General features: G+C 64.1%; 15 protein-coding genes and 1 other RNA gene. 7 read left to right on the top strand and 9 right to left on the bottom strand.

What is annotated here, in order from left to right:
- Window positions 1–145: 145 nt before the first annotated feature.
- Window positions 146–787 carry a gamma-glutamylcyclotransferase gene (locus ACZ9A3_RS22785; RefSeq protein WP_045201052.1) on the top strand — a complete coding sequence of 214 codons (642 nt, stop codon included), beginning with the start codon at window positions 146–148 and terminating at the stop codon, window positions 785–787.
- Between the two features lie 16 nt (window positions 788–803).
- Here the strand turns inward: ACZ9A3_RS22785 and ACZ9A3_RS22780 are convergent, their stop codons facing one another.
- The gene (locus ACZ9A3_RS22780; protein WP_045201054.1) at window positions 804–1,781 is read right to left on the bottom strand and encodes an NADPH:quinone oxidoreductase family protein; all 978 of its coding nucleotides are present in this window, start codon (window positions 1,779–1,781) and stop codon (window positions 804–806) included.
- A 156-nt stretch (window positions 1,782–1,937) separates the two neighbouring features.
- On the opposite strand from ACZ9A3_RS22780, the gene ACZ9A3_RS22775 reads away from it, so the two are divergent.
- Window positions 1,938–2,342: a flagellar basal body-associated protein FliL gene (locus ACZ9A3_RS22775; protein ID WP_045201057.1), complete on the top strand. Its 405-nt coding sequence runs from the start codon at window positions 1,938–1,940 to the stop codon at window positions 2,340–2,342.
- On the opposite strand, the gene ACZ9A3_RS22770 is transcribed toward ACZ9A3_RS22775, so the two are convergent.
- The 4 genes from ACZ9A3_RS22770 to ACZ9A3_RS22755 form a co-directional block, all read right to left on the bottom strand.
- On the bottom strand, window positions 2,343–3,461 hold the full coding sequence (locus ACZ9A3_RS22770; RefSeq protein WP_123566896.1) for an ABC transporter permease: 1,119 nt from the start codon (window positions 3,459–3,461) through the stop codon (window positions 2,343–2,345). It abuts the gene before it with no gap.
- A complete protein-coding gene (gene rbbA, locus ACZ9A3_RS22765; protein ID WP_093378219.1) occupies window positions 3,461–6,184 on the bottom strand; it encodes a ribosome-associated ATPase/putative transporter RbbA in 2,724 nt (907 codons plus the stop codon). Before rbbA ends, ACZ9A3_RS22770 begins: the two co-directional genes overlap by 1 nt.
- Window positions 6,181–7,140 (bottom strand): HlyD family secretion protein, encoded by a 960-nt coding sequence (locus tag ACZ9A3_RS22760; RefSeq protein WP_195885934.1) that lies wholly within the window; start codon window positions 7,138–7,140, stop codon window positions 6,181–6,183. The genes rbbA and ACZ9A3_RS22760 overlap by 4 nt, the downstream gene beginning before the upstream one ends.
- A gap of 101 nt (window positions 7,141–7,241) precedes the next feature.
- On the bottom strand, window positions 7,242–7,691 hold the full coding sequence (locus ACZ9A3_RS22755; RefSeq protein ID WP_213602914.1) for an EVE domain-containing protein: 450 nt from the start codon (window positions 7,689–7,691) through the stop codon (window positions 7,242–7,244).
- Window positions 7,692–7,869: 178 nt separating this feature from the next.
- On the opposite strand from ACZ9A3_RS22755, the gene ACZ9A3_RS22750 reads away from it, so the two are divergent.
- Window positions 7,870–8,010: a hypothetical protein gene (locus ACZ9A3_RS22750; RefSeq protein WP_165392175.1), complete on the top strand. Its 141-nt coding sequence runs from the start codon at window positions 7,870–7,872 to the stop codon at window positions 8,008–8,010.
- Here ACZ9A3_RS22750 and ACZ9A3_RS22745 read toward each other — a convergent pair.
- The 4 genes from ACZ9A3_RS22745 to ACZ9A3_RS22730 form a co-directional block, all read right to left on the bottom strand.
- Window positions 7,991–8,611, bottom strand: a complete 621-nt coding sequence (locus tag ACZ9A3_RS22745; protein WP_093378227.1) for a 5-formyltetrahydrofolate cyclo-ligase — start codon at window positions 8,609–8,611, stop codon at window positions 7,991–7,993. The genes ACZ9A3_RS22750 and ACZ9A3_RS22745 overlap by 20 nt on opposite strands.
- Window positions 8,612–8,691: 80 nt before the next feature.
- Window positions 8,692–8,869, bottom strand: a non-coding RNA gene (gene ssrS, locus ACZ9A3_RS22740) — 6S RNA.
- 18 nt (window positions 8,870–8,887) lie between these two features.
- Window positions 8,888–9,205, bottom strand: coding sequence for a cell division protein ZapA (locus ACZ9A3_RS22735; protein ID WP_476253145.1), 318 nt, complete (start codon window positions 9,203–9,205; stop codon window positions 8,888–8,890).
- Window positions 9,202–9,411 (bottom strand): TIGR02449 family protein, encoded by a 210-nt coding sequence (locus tag ACZ9A3_RS22730; RefSeq protein WP_010221172.1) that lies wholly within the window; start codon window positions 9,409–9,411, stop codon window positions 9,202–9,204. The genes ACZ9A3_RS22735 and ACZ9A3_RS22730 overlap by 4 nt, the downstream gene beginning before the upstream one ends.
- A gap of 152 nt (window positions 9,412–9,563) precedes the next feature.
- Here ACZ9A3_RS22730 and ACZ9A3_RS22725 point away from each other — a divergent pair, with 152 nt between their 5' ends.
- Genes ACZ9A3_RS22725 through ACZ9A3_RS22710 form a run of 4 tightly spaced genes read left to right on the top strand, consistent with a single transcriptional unit; the run spans window position 9,564 to window position 13,151 of the window.
- Window positions 9,564–10,118: a YecA/YgfB family protein gene (locus tag ACZ9A3_RS22725; RefSeq protein WP_093378230.1), complete on the top strand. Its 555-nt coding sequence runs from the start codon at window positions 9,564–9,566 to the stop codon at window positions 10,116–10,118.
- A 23-nt stretch (window positions 10,119–10,141) separates the two neighbouring features.
- On the top strand, window positions 10,142–11,476 hold the full coding sequence (pepP, locus tag ACZ9A3_RS22720) for a Xaa-Pro aminopeptidase (protein WP_093378235.1): 1,335 nt from the start codon (window positions 10,142–10,144) through the stop codon (window positions 11,474–11,476).
- The gene (ubiH, locus tag ACZ9A3_RS22715; protein ID WP_476253144.1) at window positions 11,473–12,666 is read left to right on the top strand and encodes a 2-octaprenyl-6-methoxyphenyl hydroxylase; all 1,194 of its coding nucleotides are present in this window, start codon (window positions 11,473–11,475) and stop codon (window positions 12,664–12,666) included. Before pepP ends, ubiH begins: the two co-directional genes overlap by 4 nt.
- Before the next feature lie 2 nt (window positions 12,667–12,668).
- Window positions 12,669–13,151 (top strand): DUF4442 domain-containing protein, encoded by a 483-nt coding sequence (locus ACZ9A3_RS22710; protein ID WP_045201076.1) that lies wholly within the window; start codon window positions 12,669–12,671, stop codon window positions 13,149–13,151.
- Window positions 13,152–13,156: the final 5 nt, after the last annotated feature.

The following is a 13,156-nucleotide window of genomic DNA, read 5'->3' as shown; positions in this document are numbered from 1 at the left end:
TCGCACCGGTGCGGCCTTTATCGCCGTCTCATGGCGTCTGGGGGCTTGTATTGCGGCGCTTATCTGCCGTACGGTAACTCTGTGCACAGTGCGTTGCTTTATAGTGCAATGCGTTGGTAATTCATGGGGAAGTGTGGCGGCAGCTATGTCGGCGATCGAAACGGTATCTTTGAATGTGGCCTATCCGCCGTTGCTTGATTTCGGCGAACAGTTAACTCGCGAGCAACTTGTGCATTCAGTTCAACACACCATGTCCCGGCACCAGGGTGGCCCGGTATGGTTGTTTGCCTACGGCTCATTGATCTGGCGCCCGGAGTGCAATGCCGCCGAACGGCGACGGGCACGGGTGCACGGCTATCATCGCGGGCTGTATTTGTGGTCCCACGAGCACCGCGGCACGCCGGAATGCCCCGGGCTGGTATTCGGTCTTGATCGTGGTGGTTCATGCAGCGGTTTTGCCTACCGCCTGCCGGACGACTGCCTGGAAGATTCGTTGCTGGCCTTGTGGCAACGAGAAATGCCTTACCCTGCGTACCGCCCGCACTGGCTCAATTGCCGGCTTGAGGACGGCAGCAAGGTCCAGGCCCTGGGGTTTGTGCTGGAGCGGCATTTGCCATGCTATGCCGGCAACCTGCCGGACACCTTGCTCAGCCAGATATTTGCCAATGCCAAGGGCCGTTACGGCAGCACTCGCGATTATGTCGAGCAGACCCTCAATGCCTTGCGCAGCCATGCCATGCCCGATCGCAACCTGGAGGCGCGTTTTCGGCGCTGCCATTCCAGGTAGGAGCGGGCTCAGCTGTTCAGGCCATGGTCACCACCAGCTTGCCCACCGCCTTGCGCTGGCCCAGCATCTCGATGGCTGCACCTGCTTCAGCCAGCGGGAAGGTCTGCGATACCAGCGGCTTGAGCTTGCCTTCGGCGAACCAGGCAAACAGCTGCTGGAAGTTCGCCGCATTGTCGGCCGGCTGGCGCTGGGCAAAGGCGCCCCAGAACACCCCGAGCACCGCTGCACCTTTGAGTAGCGCCAGGTTGACTGGCAGCTCGGGGATGCGCCCGCTGGCAAAACCGACCACCAGCAGCCGGCCATTCCAGGCAATGCCGCGCACCGCCTGGTCAAACAGATCGCCGCCAACCGGGTCGTAGATCACATCGGCGCCGTTGCCGCCGGTCAGGCGCTTGATTTCGTCCTTGAGGCTGGTTTCGCTGTAGTTGATCAGCTCGTCGGCGCCTGCCGCCTTGGCTACGGCAAGTTTCTCGGCGCTGCTGGCGGCGGCAATCACCCGCGCGCCCATGGCCTTGCCGATTTCCACCGCCGCCAGGCCAACCCCGCCCGAGGCGCCCAGCACCAGCAGGGTTTCCCCGGCCTTGAGCTGGCCGCGCTGGCTGAGCGCATGCATCGAGGTGCCGTAGGTCATGCCGAAGGCCGCCGCCGTGGTGAAGTCCATCTGCGCCGGGATCGGCAATACGTTGTAGGCCGGCACCGCCACCTGTTCGGCAAAGCTGCCCCAGCCGGTCAGGGCCATGACCCGGTCGCCGATCTTCAGGTTGCCGGCTTTTTCACCCACGGCGCTGACCACGCCGGCGGCTTCGCCCCCAGGGGAGAACGGCAGCGGCGGCTGGAACTGGTACTTGCCTTCGATGATCAGGGTGTCGGGAAAGTTGACCCCGGCGGCCTGCACGTCGAGGAGGATCTCGTTCTTTTTCGGCACGGGGCTGGCGACTTCTTCCAGGACCAGGTTTTGCGCCGGGCCAAGGGCTTTGCACAACACTGCTTTCATCGGGACTATTCCTTTGCGCGTAGTGGCCGATAAGTGTAGGTGGGCGAGGTGCCGGGTCAACGAGCATGGCCCGCCCTGATAGGCCGGCATAAGCCCGGGCTTGGGTTTGACCGGTGCGCTGGGTATGCTGGCGCCAACTGTATGAGGAGCGAATTCGTGAAAGCGTGGATCTTGATGGTACTGGCGCTGATGCTGCCGATGGCGGCCATGGCCGAGGAAGCCAAGGAAGGGGAACCGAAGGTCTCCTACATTTCCCTGAGCCCGCCTTTTGTGGGCAACTACGCCCTTGATGGCGGGCCGAAGCTGCGCGTGTACAAGGCCGACGTGGCCCTGCGGGTCAACAGCGATGCCGCCGCCGCAGCGGTAAAGCATCATGAGCCGCTGATCCGCAACCAGCTGGTGGCGCTGTTCACCCAGCAGAACCTGGAGGCCATGAGTAACGTCGAGGCCAAGGAAAAACTGCGTCAGGAAGCTCTGAAGCAGGTCCAGCAGGTGCTCGAATCCGAAGAAGGCAAGCCGACCGTCGACGACCTGCTGTTCAACAACCTGATCGTCCAGTAATCACGAGGTCAGGCTGCGGCGAAAACGCGCCAGGGCAATAGCGAAGAAGGCCAGGCCAATGGCGGCGAGCGCCGCGATGTCTGGCCAGACCACTGCCAGCCCGGCGTCACGGAACAGGATTGCCGCGCTGAGGCTGACGAAGTGGGTCGAGGGCGAGCCCTGCATGACCCACTGCAGCCATTGCGGCATGCTGTCCAGCGGCGTGCTGCCGCCCGACAGCAACAGCATCGGGATGATCACCGGAATCGCCAGCAGGCCGAACTGCGGGGTCGAGCGCGCCAGGGTGGCGAGGAAGATCCCCAATGCGGTGCTGGCGAACAGGTACAGCGCCGTCACCGCCAGGAACAACCCCAACGATCCCGCCAGCGGTACCCCCAGCGCGCCCTTGACGATCACCTCAAGCGATACCCAGGTGCACAGCACCACCACCAGGGCGTTGCTGGCGATCTTCGCCAGCATGATTTCCAGCGCGGTCAGCGGCAGCACCAGCAGGTGGTCGAGGGTGCCGTGCTCGCGCTCGCGCAGCAGTGCCGTGCCGGTGAGGATGATGGCCAGGATGGTGATGTTGTTGACGATCTGGATCACCGCCAGAAACCAGCCGCCCTCAAGGTTGGGGTTGAACAACGCCCGGGCACTGAGCAGCGCCGGGCTGCCGGCGGTAGCCGAGCCCTGCTTGGCATAGTCGAGCAGCTCGCGCTCGACGATCCTGCCGATGTAACCGGCGCCCATGAACGCCTGGCTCATGGCCGTGGCGTCGACGTTGACTTGCAGCTCGGGCGAGCGCCCGGCCAGCAGGTCGGTCTGGAAGTTCACCGGTACGTTGATCACGAAGGTGTAGCGGCCGCTATCCATGGCCTGGTCGAGCTGGTCGTAGGGCAGCGGCACGGCGTGCTGGAATTCCGGTGGTTGCAGGGCCTCGGCGAGCTTGCGCGAGACCAGGCTGTGGTCTTCGTCGATGATCGCCACGCTGGCGTTGTGCACGCCGATCACCGAGCCTGCGGCCGGCATGTAGATCGCCACGCTGAAGGCGTACAGCAGGAACAACAGCAGCACGCTGTCGTGGCGCAGGCTGGTCAGCTCCTTGAGCCCCAGGCGCAGGGTATGTGCCAGACGATGCATCAGACCTCCTGCTTCTTCAGCATGGCCAGACTCAGGCCAGTGAAACCGACAAAGAAGCCCAGCAGCGCCAGGCACTGGGGCCAGAGTTCGCGCAGGTCCAGGGCTTTGGTAAAGGTGCCGACGGCGATATCGAGAAAGTAACCGGCCGGGAACAACTGGCCCATCAAGGCCGCCGCGCCATCGAGCGAGGAACGCGGCACGATCAGCCCGGAGAACTGGATGGTCGGCAGGCTGGTGATGATCATGGTGCCGAGGATCGCGGCGATCTGCGTGCGGGTGAACGCCGAGATCAGCAGGCCCAGGCTGGTGGTCGCCAGCAGGTAGAGCACGCCGCCGCAGGCCAGGGCCAGGGCGCTGCCCTTGAACGGCACGCCGAACAGCCAGCGGTTCATTGCTACCAGCAGCGCCAGGTTGACCAGGCTTACCGCCAGGTAGGGCGCCTGTTTGCCGAGCAGGAACTCCAGGCGGGTCAGGGGCGTGGCATAGAAGTTGGTGATCGAGCCCAGCTCTTTTTCGCGCACGATGCCCAGTGCGGTGAGCATTGCCGGAATGAACGCCAGGATCAGCGCCATGACCCCGGGGCCGATGGCGTTGACGCTGACCACGTCCTGGTTGTAGCGAAAGCGGGTTTCCAGGCGCACTGGAGTTTGCCCGGCCCGGGCCTTGCTGCTCAGCGCCGCCAGTTGTTCGAGATTGCCCTGGTGCACGGCTTCGACATAGTTACGGCTGGTCTCGGCGCGAAATGGCATGCCGCCGTCCAGCCAGGCTGCTACCACCGGCTGGCGACCGGCGTGCAGATCGCGACCAAAACCTGGTGGAATCTCCAGGGCCAGCTTGATTTCCGAGCGCTGCAGGCGTTTGTGTAACTGTGCGGCATCGCGAATCGGCGTCTGTTCGGCGAAGTAGCGCGAGCCGCGGAAGGCTTCAAGATAAGCGCGGCTTTGCGGGCTCTGGTCCTGGTCATAAACGGCGAAAGCGAGGTTTTCCACGTCCAGGGAGATGCCGTAGCCGAAGATCACCATCATGAACAGCGCGCCAAGCAGGGCGAACGCCAGGCGCACTTTGTCGCGCAGCAGTTCCTTGCCTTCGCGGGTGGCGACGGCGACCAGGCGCTTGAGGCTGAAGCCATGGCGCAGGGGTTGCGTTGCTGTATTGGCCGGGCTGTCGAACTGGGTTGGGGCCGTTGGCGCTTCGCTGGCGCCCTGGGCCTGTTCCAGGCAGGTGACGAAGGCATCTTCCAGGGTTTCACCGCCGAACTGCTGCTGCAGCGCCGCCGGGGTGTCGCAGGCCAGGACCTTGCCGGCATGCATCAGGGAGATCCGGTCGCAGCGCAGGGCCTCGTTCATGAAATGAGTAGAGAGGAAGATCGTCACCCCCTGATCGCGCGACAGCTCGATCAGCAGGCGCCAGAAGTCGTCGCGCGCTGCCGGGTCCACACCTGAGGTGGGCTCGTCGAGGATCAGCACTTCCGGACGGTGCAGTACCGCCACTGCCAGCGACAGGCGCTGGCGCAAACCCAGGGGCAGGGCGCCGGACTGCTGGTCGGCGATGGCGCCCAGATCGAAACGCTCGATCAGCTCGGCGATGCGCGGGCCGCTGTCGGCCTTGGGCAGGTCGAACAGCCGCGCATGCAGTTCAAGGTTCTGCCGCACGCTGAGTTCGCCATACAGCGAGAAGCTTTGGGACATGAAGCCAACGCGCTTGCGCGTGGCCAGGTCCTTGGCGTTCACCGGGCGACCGAGCAGGGTGGCGCTGCCCTCGCTGGCCGGCATCAGCCCGGTGAGCACCTTCATGGTGGTGGTCTTGCCGCAGCCGTTGGAGCCGAGAAAACCGAAGATCTCGCCACGGCCGATGGCGAAACTGACCTTGTTCACGGCGGTGAAGTCACCAAAGCGCAAGGTCAGTTCATGGGCTTCGATAGCGATCTCGGCATCGCCGCTATCGCGCGGCGGGATCACCAGGGGCTGCTGGCTGCGCTGGCTGTCGCCCTGAAAGTGGGTAAAGGCGTCATCGAGCTTGTGGCTGGCGGTGGCTGCGGCCAGCTCTTCGCTCAAGCCTGCGGCAATCAGCCGGCCACGATCGAGCATCAGACAGTGTTCGAACTGTTCGGCCTCTTCCATGTAGGCCGTGGCGACCAGCAGGGTCAGTTGCGGGCGTTCCTGGCGCACCTGCTCGACCAGCTCCCAGAAGCGCCGGCGCGACAGCGGGTCGACGCCAGTGGTGGGTTCGTCGAGGATCAGCAGGTCCGGTTCGTGGATCAGCGCACAGCACAGGCCGAGCTTCTGCTTCATGCCGCCCGACAACTTGCCCGCCGGGCGTTCGGCAAAGCGCAGCAGGTCGGTGGCCAGCAGCAGGTTGTGCATGCGCTGCTCGCACTCCGTGGCGCCAAGGCCGAACAGGGTGGCGAAGAAGCGGATGTTCTCGCTGATCGACAGCTCGGGGTAAAGGTTGCCGCCCAACCCCTGGGGCATGAAGGCGATACGCGGGTAGAGGCTGTTGCGATGGCGGCGCTGGCGGATCGAGCCGCCAAGCACCTGCAGTTCGCCGCTTTGCAGCTTCTTCACCCCGGCGATCAGCCCGAGCAGGCTCGACTTGCCGGCGCCGTCCGGGCCGATCAGGCCGCAGCGGGTGCCGGCCGGCAGGCTGAAGGCAATGTCCTGCAGGGCGTTCAGCCCGCCGTAGCGGTGGTTGATGCCCTCGGCGTGCAGCGCCAGCGCGCTCATTGCAGGTTGGCCGGCCAGTCCACATCAGCGGTGCGCACATAGCCTGCGCCCGGCATGCCGGGTTTGGCCTGGGGCACGGCGCTTGGTTCGGTCAGGCGCAGCTTGACCCGGAACACCAGCTTCTGGCGCTCGTCACGGGTTTCCACCTGCTTGGGGGTGAACTGCGCCTTGGCCGCGACGAAGGCGATCTTCGCCGGCAAGGCCCGGTCGGGCAGGGCGTCGAGCACGATGCGCGCCTGGTCGCCGACGGTCAGGCGGCCGGTCGTGGAGGCGGGCAGGTAAAGGTTCATGTACTGGTCGCTGGGGTCGATCAGCATCAGCACGCGGCCGCCGGCACCGAGCACTTCACCTGGCTCGGCCAGGCGCAGCTGGATCACGCCGTTGATTGGCGCGCGCAGGCTGCTGTCGTCGATTTCGCTGGTCAGCTGTGCCACCTGGGCTTCAGCGGCGCCGATGGCGGCCTTGATTGCCGCCAGTTGCGCGCGGGCGGCGACCACGGCGGAGTTGCTGGTGTCGTAGCGGGCCTGCTGCTGGTCGAGCAGCTGCTGGCTGGCATATTTGCGCTGGAAGATCTCGCGGACGCGCTTGAGCTCCTGGCTGGCCAGCAGTTGTTCGCTCTGGCGCAATTGCACCGTGGCCTGGGCGGCGGAGTAGTTTTCCCGGGCCCGTAGCACTTCGGCTTCGGCCTGGTTGCGCTGGGCTTCGAGGGTGCGGGTGTCGATGCGGGCGAGCAACTGGCCCTGCTTGACGGTATCGCCTTCGTCGACCAGCACCTCGGCCAGGCGCCCGGGGATCTTGCTGGCGATCTGCACTTCGGTGGCTTCGAGCCTGCCGTTGCCCATGCTCAGGCCTTCGGGCAGGCGGTCATGCAGGGACTTCCAGTAGCCCAGGCCACCCGCGGCCAGGAGCAGGGCGATCAAGGCACCGGCGAAGAATTTCGGGGCGTGTTGGCTCATCGACATGGTTGGGCAATCCTTGCTGCATTAACGTCAAATTGTGACGCCGCACCGGTCCTGGTGCGTTGATGTTCGTCAAATGAGCGGCCATCCTACCCTGTTTAACGCAGTGCGAGTACCGCTGCCCACTGTTCGGCGGTCACCGGCATCACTGAAAGGCGGCTGCCCTTCTGTACCAGCGCCAGTTCGGCAAGGGCGGTTTGCTGCTTGAGGTAGCCCAGTTGCAGGACCCTGCCGAAGGTTTCGACATGGGCGACATCGACAGCGCTCCAGGGGTTCTTGGCGTCGTTGGCCTTGGCGTCGAAGTAGTGGCTTTGCGGGTCGAGTGCAGTGGGGTCGGGATAGGCTGCGGCACTGATGCGGGCAATGCCGGCAATGCCCGGCTCCGGGCAACTGGAGTGGTAGAAGAAGAACTGCTCACCGACTGCCATGGCCCGCAAGAAATTGCGCGCCTGGTAGTTGCGCACGCCATCCCAGCGCGCTTCGCCCAGCCGCGCGAGGTCCTTGATCGAGAGTTCGTCGGGCTCGGATTTCATCAGCCAGTAGGCCATGGGTGGTGCTCCAGACAATGTTTGAAATAACCTGTTTCAGGAAACCGACGGTCGGTTGGCGTCAACGTTTGCGTGTCGCCTCAGGTTGTCGGAGAATGCGCGCATTTTAAGCTTGACGCTGCTGCAACAACAAAAACGTTGCTGACAACGTGATCAGTTTGCCTGAGGGGGGCAATCGATGAATCGCAAACCGGATTTGCTCTGGATTCTGGTGTTTCTGTTCGGTTTGGGTGTTGTCACTACCGGTTATGCGCAAAGCCTTTGGGAACGCAAACTCGACGCCCCTTACGAAATGCCGGTCAATCCGCAACAACGTTGATAGCCAGGTACCAGCCACGGTCCGAGACCGTCCCCTGCAGCGGCACATCCCAGCTGGCTTGCGCCAGTCGTTCGACCTTCTGGCATTCATGCGCCAGGCCCAGCAGCAAGGGTTTTTTCCAGGCCTTGCGGCGGGCCTGATAGGCCAGGCTGCGGTCATAGAAACCGCCGCCCATGCCCAGCCGGCCACCCACTTCATCAAAACCCACCAGCGGTAGCAGGATCAGGTCCAGCGCCCAGATCGGTCGTTGCCGGGCCAGGCTGATGTGCGGCTCGGGGATGCGAAAGCGGTTGCGCCGCAGCTTCTCGCCGGCTTCGATGCGCTGGAACACCATCTTGGTTTTTGGCCAGGCGTGCAGTACCGGCAGGTAGGTGCGTTTGCCACGGCGCTGGGCTTCACGCATCAGCAGGCGCGGGTCGATCTCGCAATCATTGGGCAGGTACAGGGCGATGTGCCGGGCCCGGCGAAACAACGGATGCTGTGCCAGCTGACGGTACAGGCCACGGGCTGCCTGGCGTTGTTCGGCCGGCGTCAGGGCACGGCGGGCATCGCGAAGCAGGCGGCGAAGTTGCGGGCGGGTCAGCGGCGCGGTGTCGGTCATGGCACGGGCGGTCCCAGAGAGGGCTGCCACCCGCCGGGTGACAGCTCGATTGCCCGCGCAGAAGGGCGGGCAAAGAATTCAGGCTCCCCGACGAACCGCTGTCGGTGTAGCCCTTGAACCCGAAAGTTCAAGGTGGAGATTGCAGGAGGCGTTAAGGCTTTCCGTCAAGCGGACATGCACACCGGCCCCACGTGCAACCCCCGTGGTTGTGCGTATCGGCTCAGGGACATGACCGACTGGCAAGCACTCCAGGGAGTGGCGCCAGTATACCGATACTCAACTCTTATTTGAATCTTGATCGTCGGCCAATGCCTGATCGACGCGTTCAAGCAGGTCGCGCACCTGTTCACGGTTGACCCCAGTGCCGGTCGCTTGCGGGCGTTCCTGGTTATGCAGCAGGTCGTGGGTAATGTTCAGCGCAGCCATCACGGCGATGCGGTCGGCACCGATGACTTTGCCGCTGCTGCGGATTTCGCGCATCTTGCCGTCCAGGTAGCGCGCGGCGCTGACCAGGTTGCTGCGTTCTTCCGGCGGACAGATGATCGAATATTCTTTGTCGAGAATCTGAACAGTGACGCTATTGCTTGAGCTCATGAGTCTTGCTCCAGGGCCTTGAGTCGCAAAATCATCGATTCGACCTTACGCCGGGCGATTTCATTTTTTTCGATGAGGTGGGCGCGCTCTTCGCGCCAGGATTTTTCCTGAGCTAATAAGAGTGCGTTTTGCCGTTTTAGTTGCTCGACCCGCTCAATCAGCAGTTCGAATCGGCCCATCAGCGCTTGCAGATCGTTCTCTTGCATTGGTTGCCACTCGATTCGGTCGTGCGGGTGGTTGCCCGGTTTATGCCCTGGCCGGCCCGGAGTTGGCCGCGTCGATGGTCTTGGCGCGCCTGCCGGTGCTAGGATACAAGGTCTTCATTCTAGTCATTGCGCCGTCTGGCGCCTAGTTGCCCATGCCCAATATCAATTCGCCGTACACCGCCTTCGCCACCTTGCTCAGCAGCAACGGGCATCCTGTTTCCCCTGCCGAACTGCACGGGCTGTTACTCGGGCGCAGCTGCGCCGGTGCCGGCTTCGATGCCGAGGCATGGTTGGCAGACGCCGCCGGCCTGCTGGAAAGCGAACCGGCAGACAACGTTCGTAACGCCTTGATCGGCCTGCAAGAAATGGTCAAGGGCGAACTGACCAGCGACGATATCACCGTGGTGCTGTTGCTGCCGGGTGATGATGAGCCGCTGACCGAGCGTGCCACCGCCCTGGGTCAATGGTGCCAGGGCTTCATTGCCGGTTTCGGTTTGAATGCCGGTGGCAAGGACCTGAGCACCGAGGCCAAGGAAGTGCTGCAGGACCTGGTCGCGATCTCTCAGGTCCAGGACGCCCTGGAAGAGTCCGAAGACGGCGAAAACGACTATATGGAAGTCATGGAATACCTGCGCGTCGCCCCGCTGCTGCTCTACACCGAGCTGAAGCAGCCGGTCGAGCCTGCGGCCAAACCTTCGTTGCACTGATTAACCACGGACTGCCACTGCCCATGAGCCACATCCCCAAGTCGGAATACGCCCGTCGACGCAAGGCGCTGATGGCGCAGATGGAACCCAACAGCATCGCCATCCTGCCCGCCGCCGCGGTTGCCATCCGCAACCGCGACGTCGAGCACGTGTACCGCCAGGACAGCGACTTCCAGTACCTCAGCGGCTTCCCCGAGCCCGAGGCGGTGATCGCCCTGATCCCCGGCCGCGAGCACGGCGAGTACGTATTGTTCTGCCGCGAGCGCAATCCCGAGCGCGAGCTCTGGGACGGCCTGCGCGCTGGCCAGGAAGGGGCGATCCGCGATTTTGGCGCCGATGATGCTTTCCCCATCACCGATATCGACGACATCCTCCCCGGCCTGATCGAAGGTCGCGACCGGGTGTATTCGGCCATGGGCAGCAACGCCGAGTTCGACCGCCACTTGATGGAGTGGATCAACGTCATCCGCTCCAAAGCGCGGCTGGGTGCGCAGCCGCCGAACGAATTCGTTGCCCTGGATCATCTGCTGCACGACATGCGCCTGTATAAATCGGCGGCGGAAGTGAAAGTGATGCGCGAGGCCGCGGCGATTTCCGCCCGTGCCCACGTGCGGGCCATGCAGGCCTGCCGCGCCGGTCTGCGCGAATACAGCCTGGAAGCCGAGCTCGACTACGAGTTCCGCAAGGGCGGGGCGAAGATGCCGGCCTACGGCTCGATCGTCGCCGCTGGGCGCAACAGCTGCATCCTGCATTACCAGGAGAACGACGCGCTGCTCAAGGACGGCGACTTGGTGCTGATCGACGCCGGTTGCGAGATTGACTGCTACGCCAGCGACATCACCCGCACTTTCCCGGTCAGCGGGCGTTTTTCGCCGGAGCAGAAGGCCATCTACGAGCTGGTGCTCAAGGCCCAGGAAGCGGCCTTTGCGGTCATCGCCCCGGGCAAGCACTGGAATCACGCCCATGAGGCCACGGTGCAAGTGATTACCGAAGGCCTGGTGGAACTGGGCCTGCTCAAGGGCCAGGTGCACGAACTGATTGAAAGCGAAGCCTATCGGGCTTTCTACATGCACCGCGCCGGGCACTGGCTGGGCATGGATGTGCATGATGTCGGCGAGTACAAGGTCGGCGGCCAGTGGCGAGTGCTCGAGCCGGGCATGTCCCTGACTGTTGAACCTGGCATTTACATTGGTGCCGATAACCAGAGTGTCGCGAAAAAATGGCGTGGCATCGGTGTGCGAATCGAGGATGACGTAGTGGTAACCAAGCAGGGCTGTGAAATCCTGACCTCCGGCGTACCCAAGACGGTTGCCGAAATCGAAGCCTTGATGGCTGCTGCGCGCAGTGCCGCAGCATGAGCCGGGTCAACCTCGCGATCATTGGCGGCGGCCTGGTCGGCGCCAGCCTGGCCCTGGCCCTGCAAGTCGGCGCCAAGGCGCGTGGCTGGAAGATCCTGCTGATCGAACCGTTCGCCCCGGGTGACAGTTTCCAGCCGAGCTATGACGCCCGCTCTTCGGCGTTGTCTTTCGGTACCCGGCAAATCTACGAGCGTCTTGGCCTGTGGCAACAGATCAGCCGCCGCGCCGAGCCGATCCGTCAGATCCAGGTCTCCGACCGTGGCCGTTTTGGCGCCACCCGCCTGGACGCCCTGGAAGAAGGGGTACCGGCGCTCGGCTACGTGGTCGAGAACGCCTGGCTTGGCCAGTGCCTGTGGCAGGGCCTGGACGCTGAGGTGGTGAGCTGGCGCTGCCCGGCGGAGGTCACCGCCCTGCAGCCGCTGGAAGACGGTTACCGGCTGTCGCTCAACGACGACACCACGCTTGAATGCGACCTGGCGGTACTGGCCGATGGCGGCCGCTCCGGCCTGCGCGAGCAACTGGGTATTCATGTCAGCCAGCGGCCGTACAACCAGAGCGCCCTGATCGCCAATATCACCCCGAGCGAAGCCCACTGCGGCCAGGCTTTCGAGCGCTTTACCGACGAAGGGCCGATGGCCTTGCTGCCATTGCCGGAGAACCGCTGCGCGCTGGTCTGGACCCGCGCCGGTATGGACGCCAAGCGCCTGGCCGAGCTGGACGAACGCAGCTTCCTCAGCGAGCTGCAGGACGTGTTTGGCTACCGCCTCGGTGCGCTGCGCCAGGTCGGCGCCCGGCACTTGTATCCGTTGTCGCTGGTCGAGGCCCAGGAGCAGGTGCGCCCGCATCTGGTAGTCCTTGGCAACGCTGCGCACAGCCTGCACCCGATTGCCGGGCAGGGCTTCAACCTGTCACTGCGCGATGTGCAGTCGCTGGCCGACGGCTTGCTGGCCAGCCCTGGAGTGCCGGGTGATTTCGCCACCCTGCAGGCCTACCGTGAGCGTCAGCGCCTGGACCAGGACCTGACCGTGGGCTTCTCCGACCGCGTCACCCGATTGTTCGGCAGCGCCCAACCCTTGGTCGCTACCGGCCGCAACCTGGGCCTGCTCGGCCTCGACCTGCTGCCTCCGGCCAAGCGCTGGTTCGCCCGCCAGGCCATGGGCCTGGGAACTCGCCCGGATCCACGGAGCTGAGCATGAGCGACCCGCGCAAACTGGCCCGGCGCGCGCGCAGGCTGCGCTGGCTGCTGAATATCTACCCGCCGTACCTGGGCGCGGGCATTCGCGTGCTCAGCGTCAGCCCCGACCTGCGCCACATCCGCGTGCGCATGGGCCTGCGCTGGTTCAACCGCAACTATGTCGGCACCCAGTTCGGCGGCAGCCTGTACTCGATGGTCGACCCGTTCTACATGCTGATGCTGATGGAGCTGCTCGGGCGTGAGTACATCGTCTGGGACAAGGCCGCCAGCATCGATTTCGTGTCGCCGGGCAAGGGCCCGGTGTTCGCCGACCTGCGCATCGACGATGCCCTGCTCGACGACATCCGCCAGCACACCGCCGGCGGCAAAAAGTACCTGCCACGACTTCAGGTCGATATCCGCGACGCCGCCGGTGAACTGGTGGCGCGGGTCGACAAAACCCTTTACGTGCGGCTCAAGCCGCAAGCGAGACAGGCTTAAGGCAT

It is taken from the genome of Pseudomonas sp. TE4620 (assembly GCF_056279045.1).
This window is presented reverse-complemented; position numbering and strand designations above follow the sequence as displayed.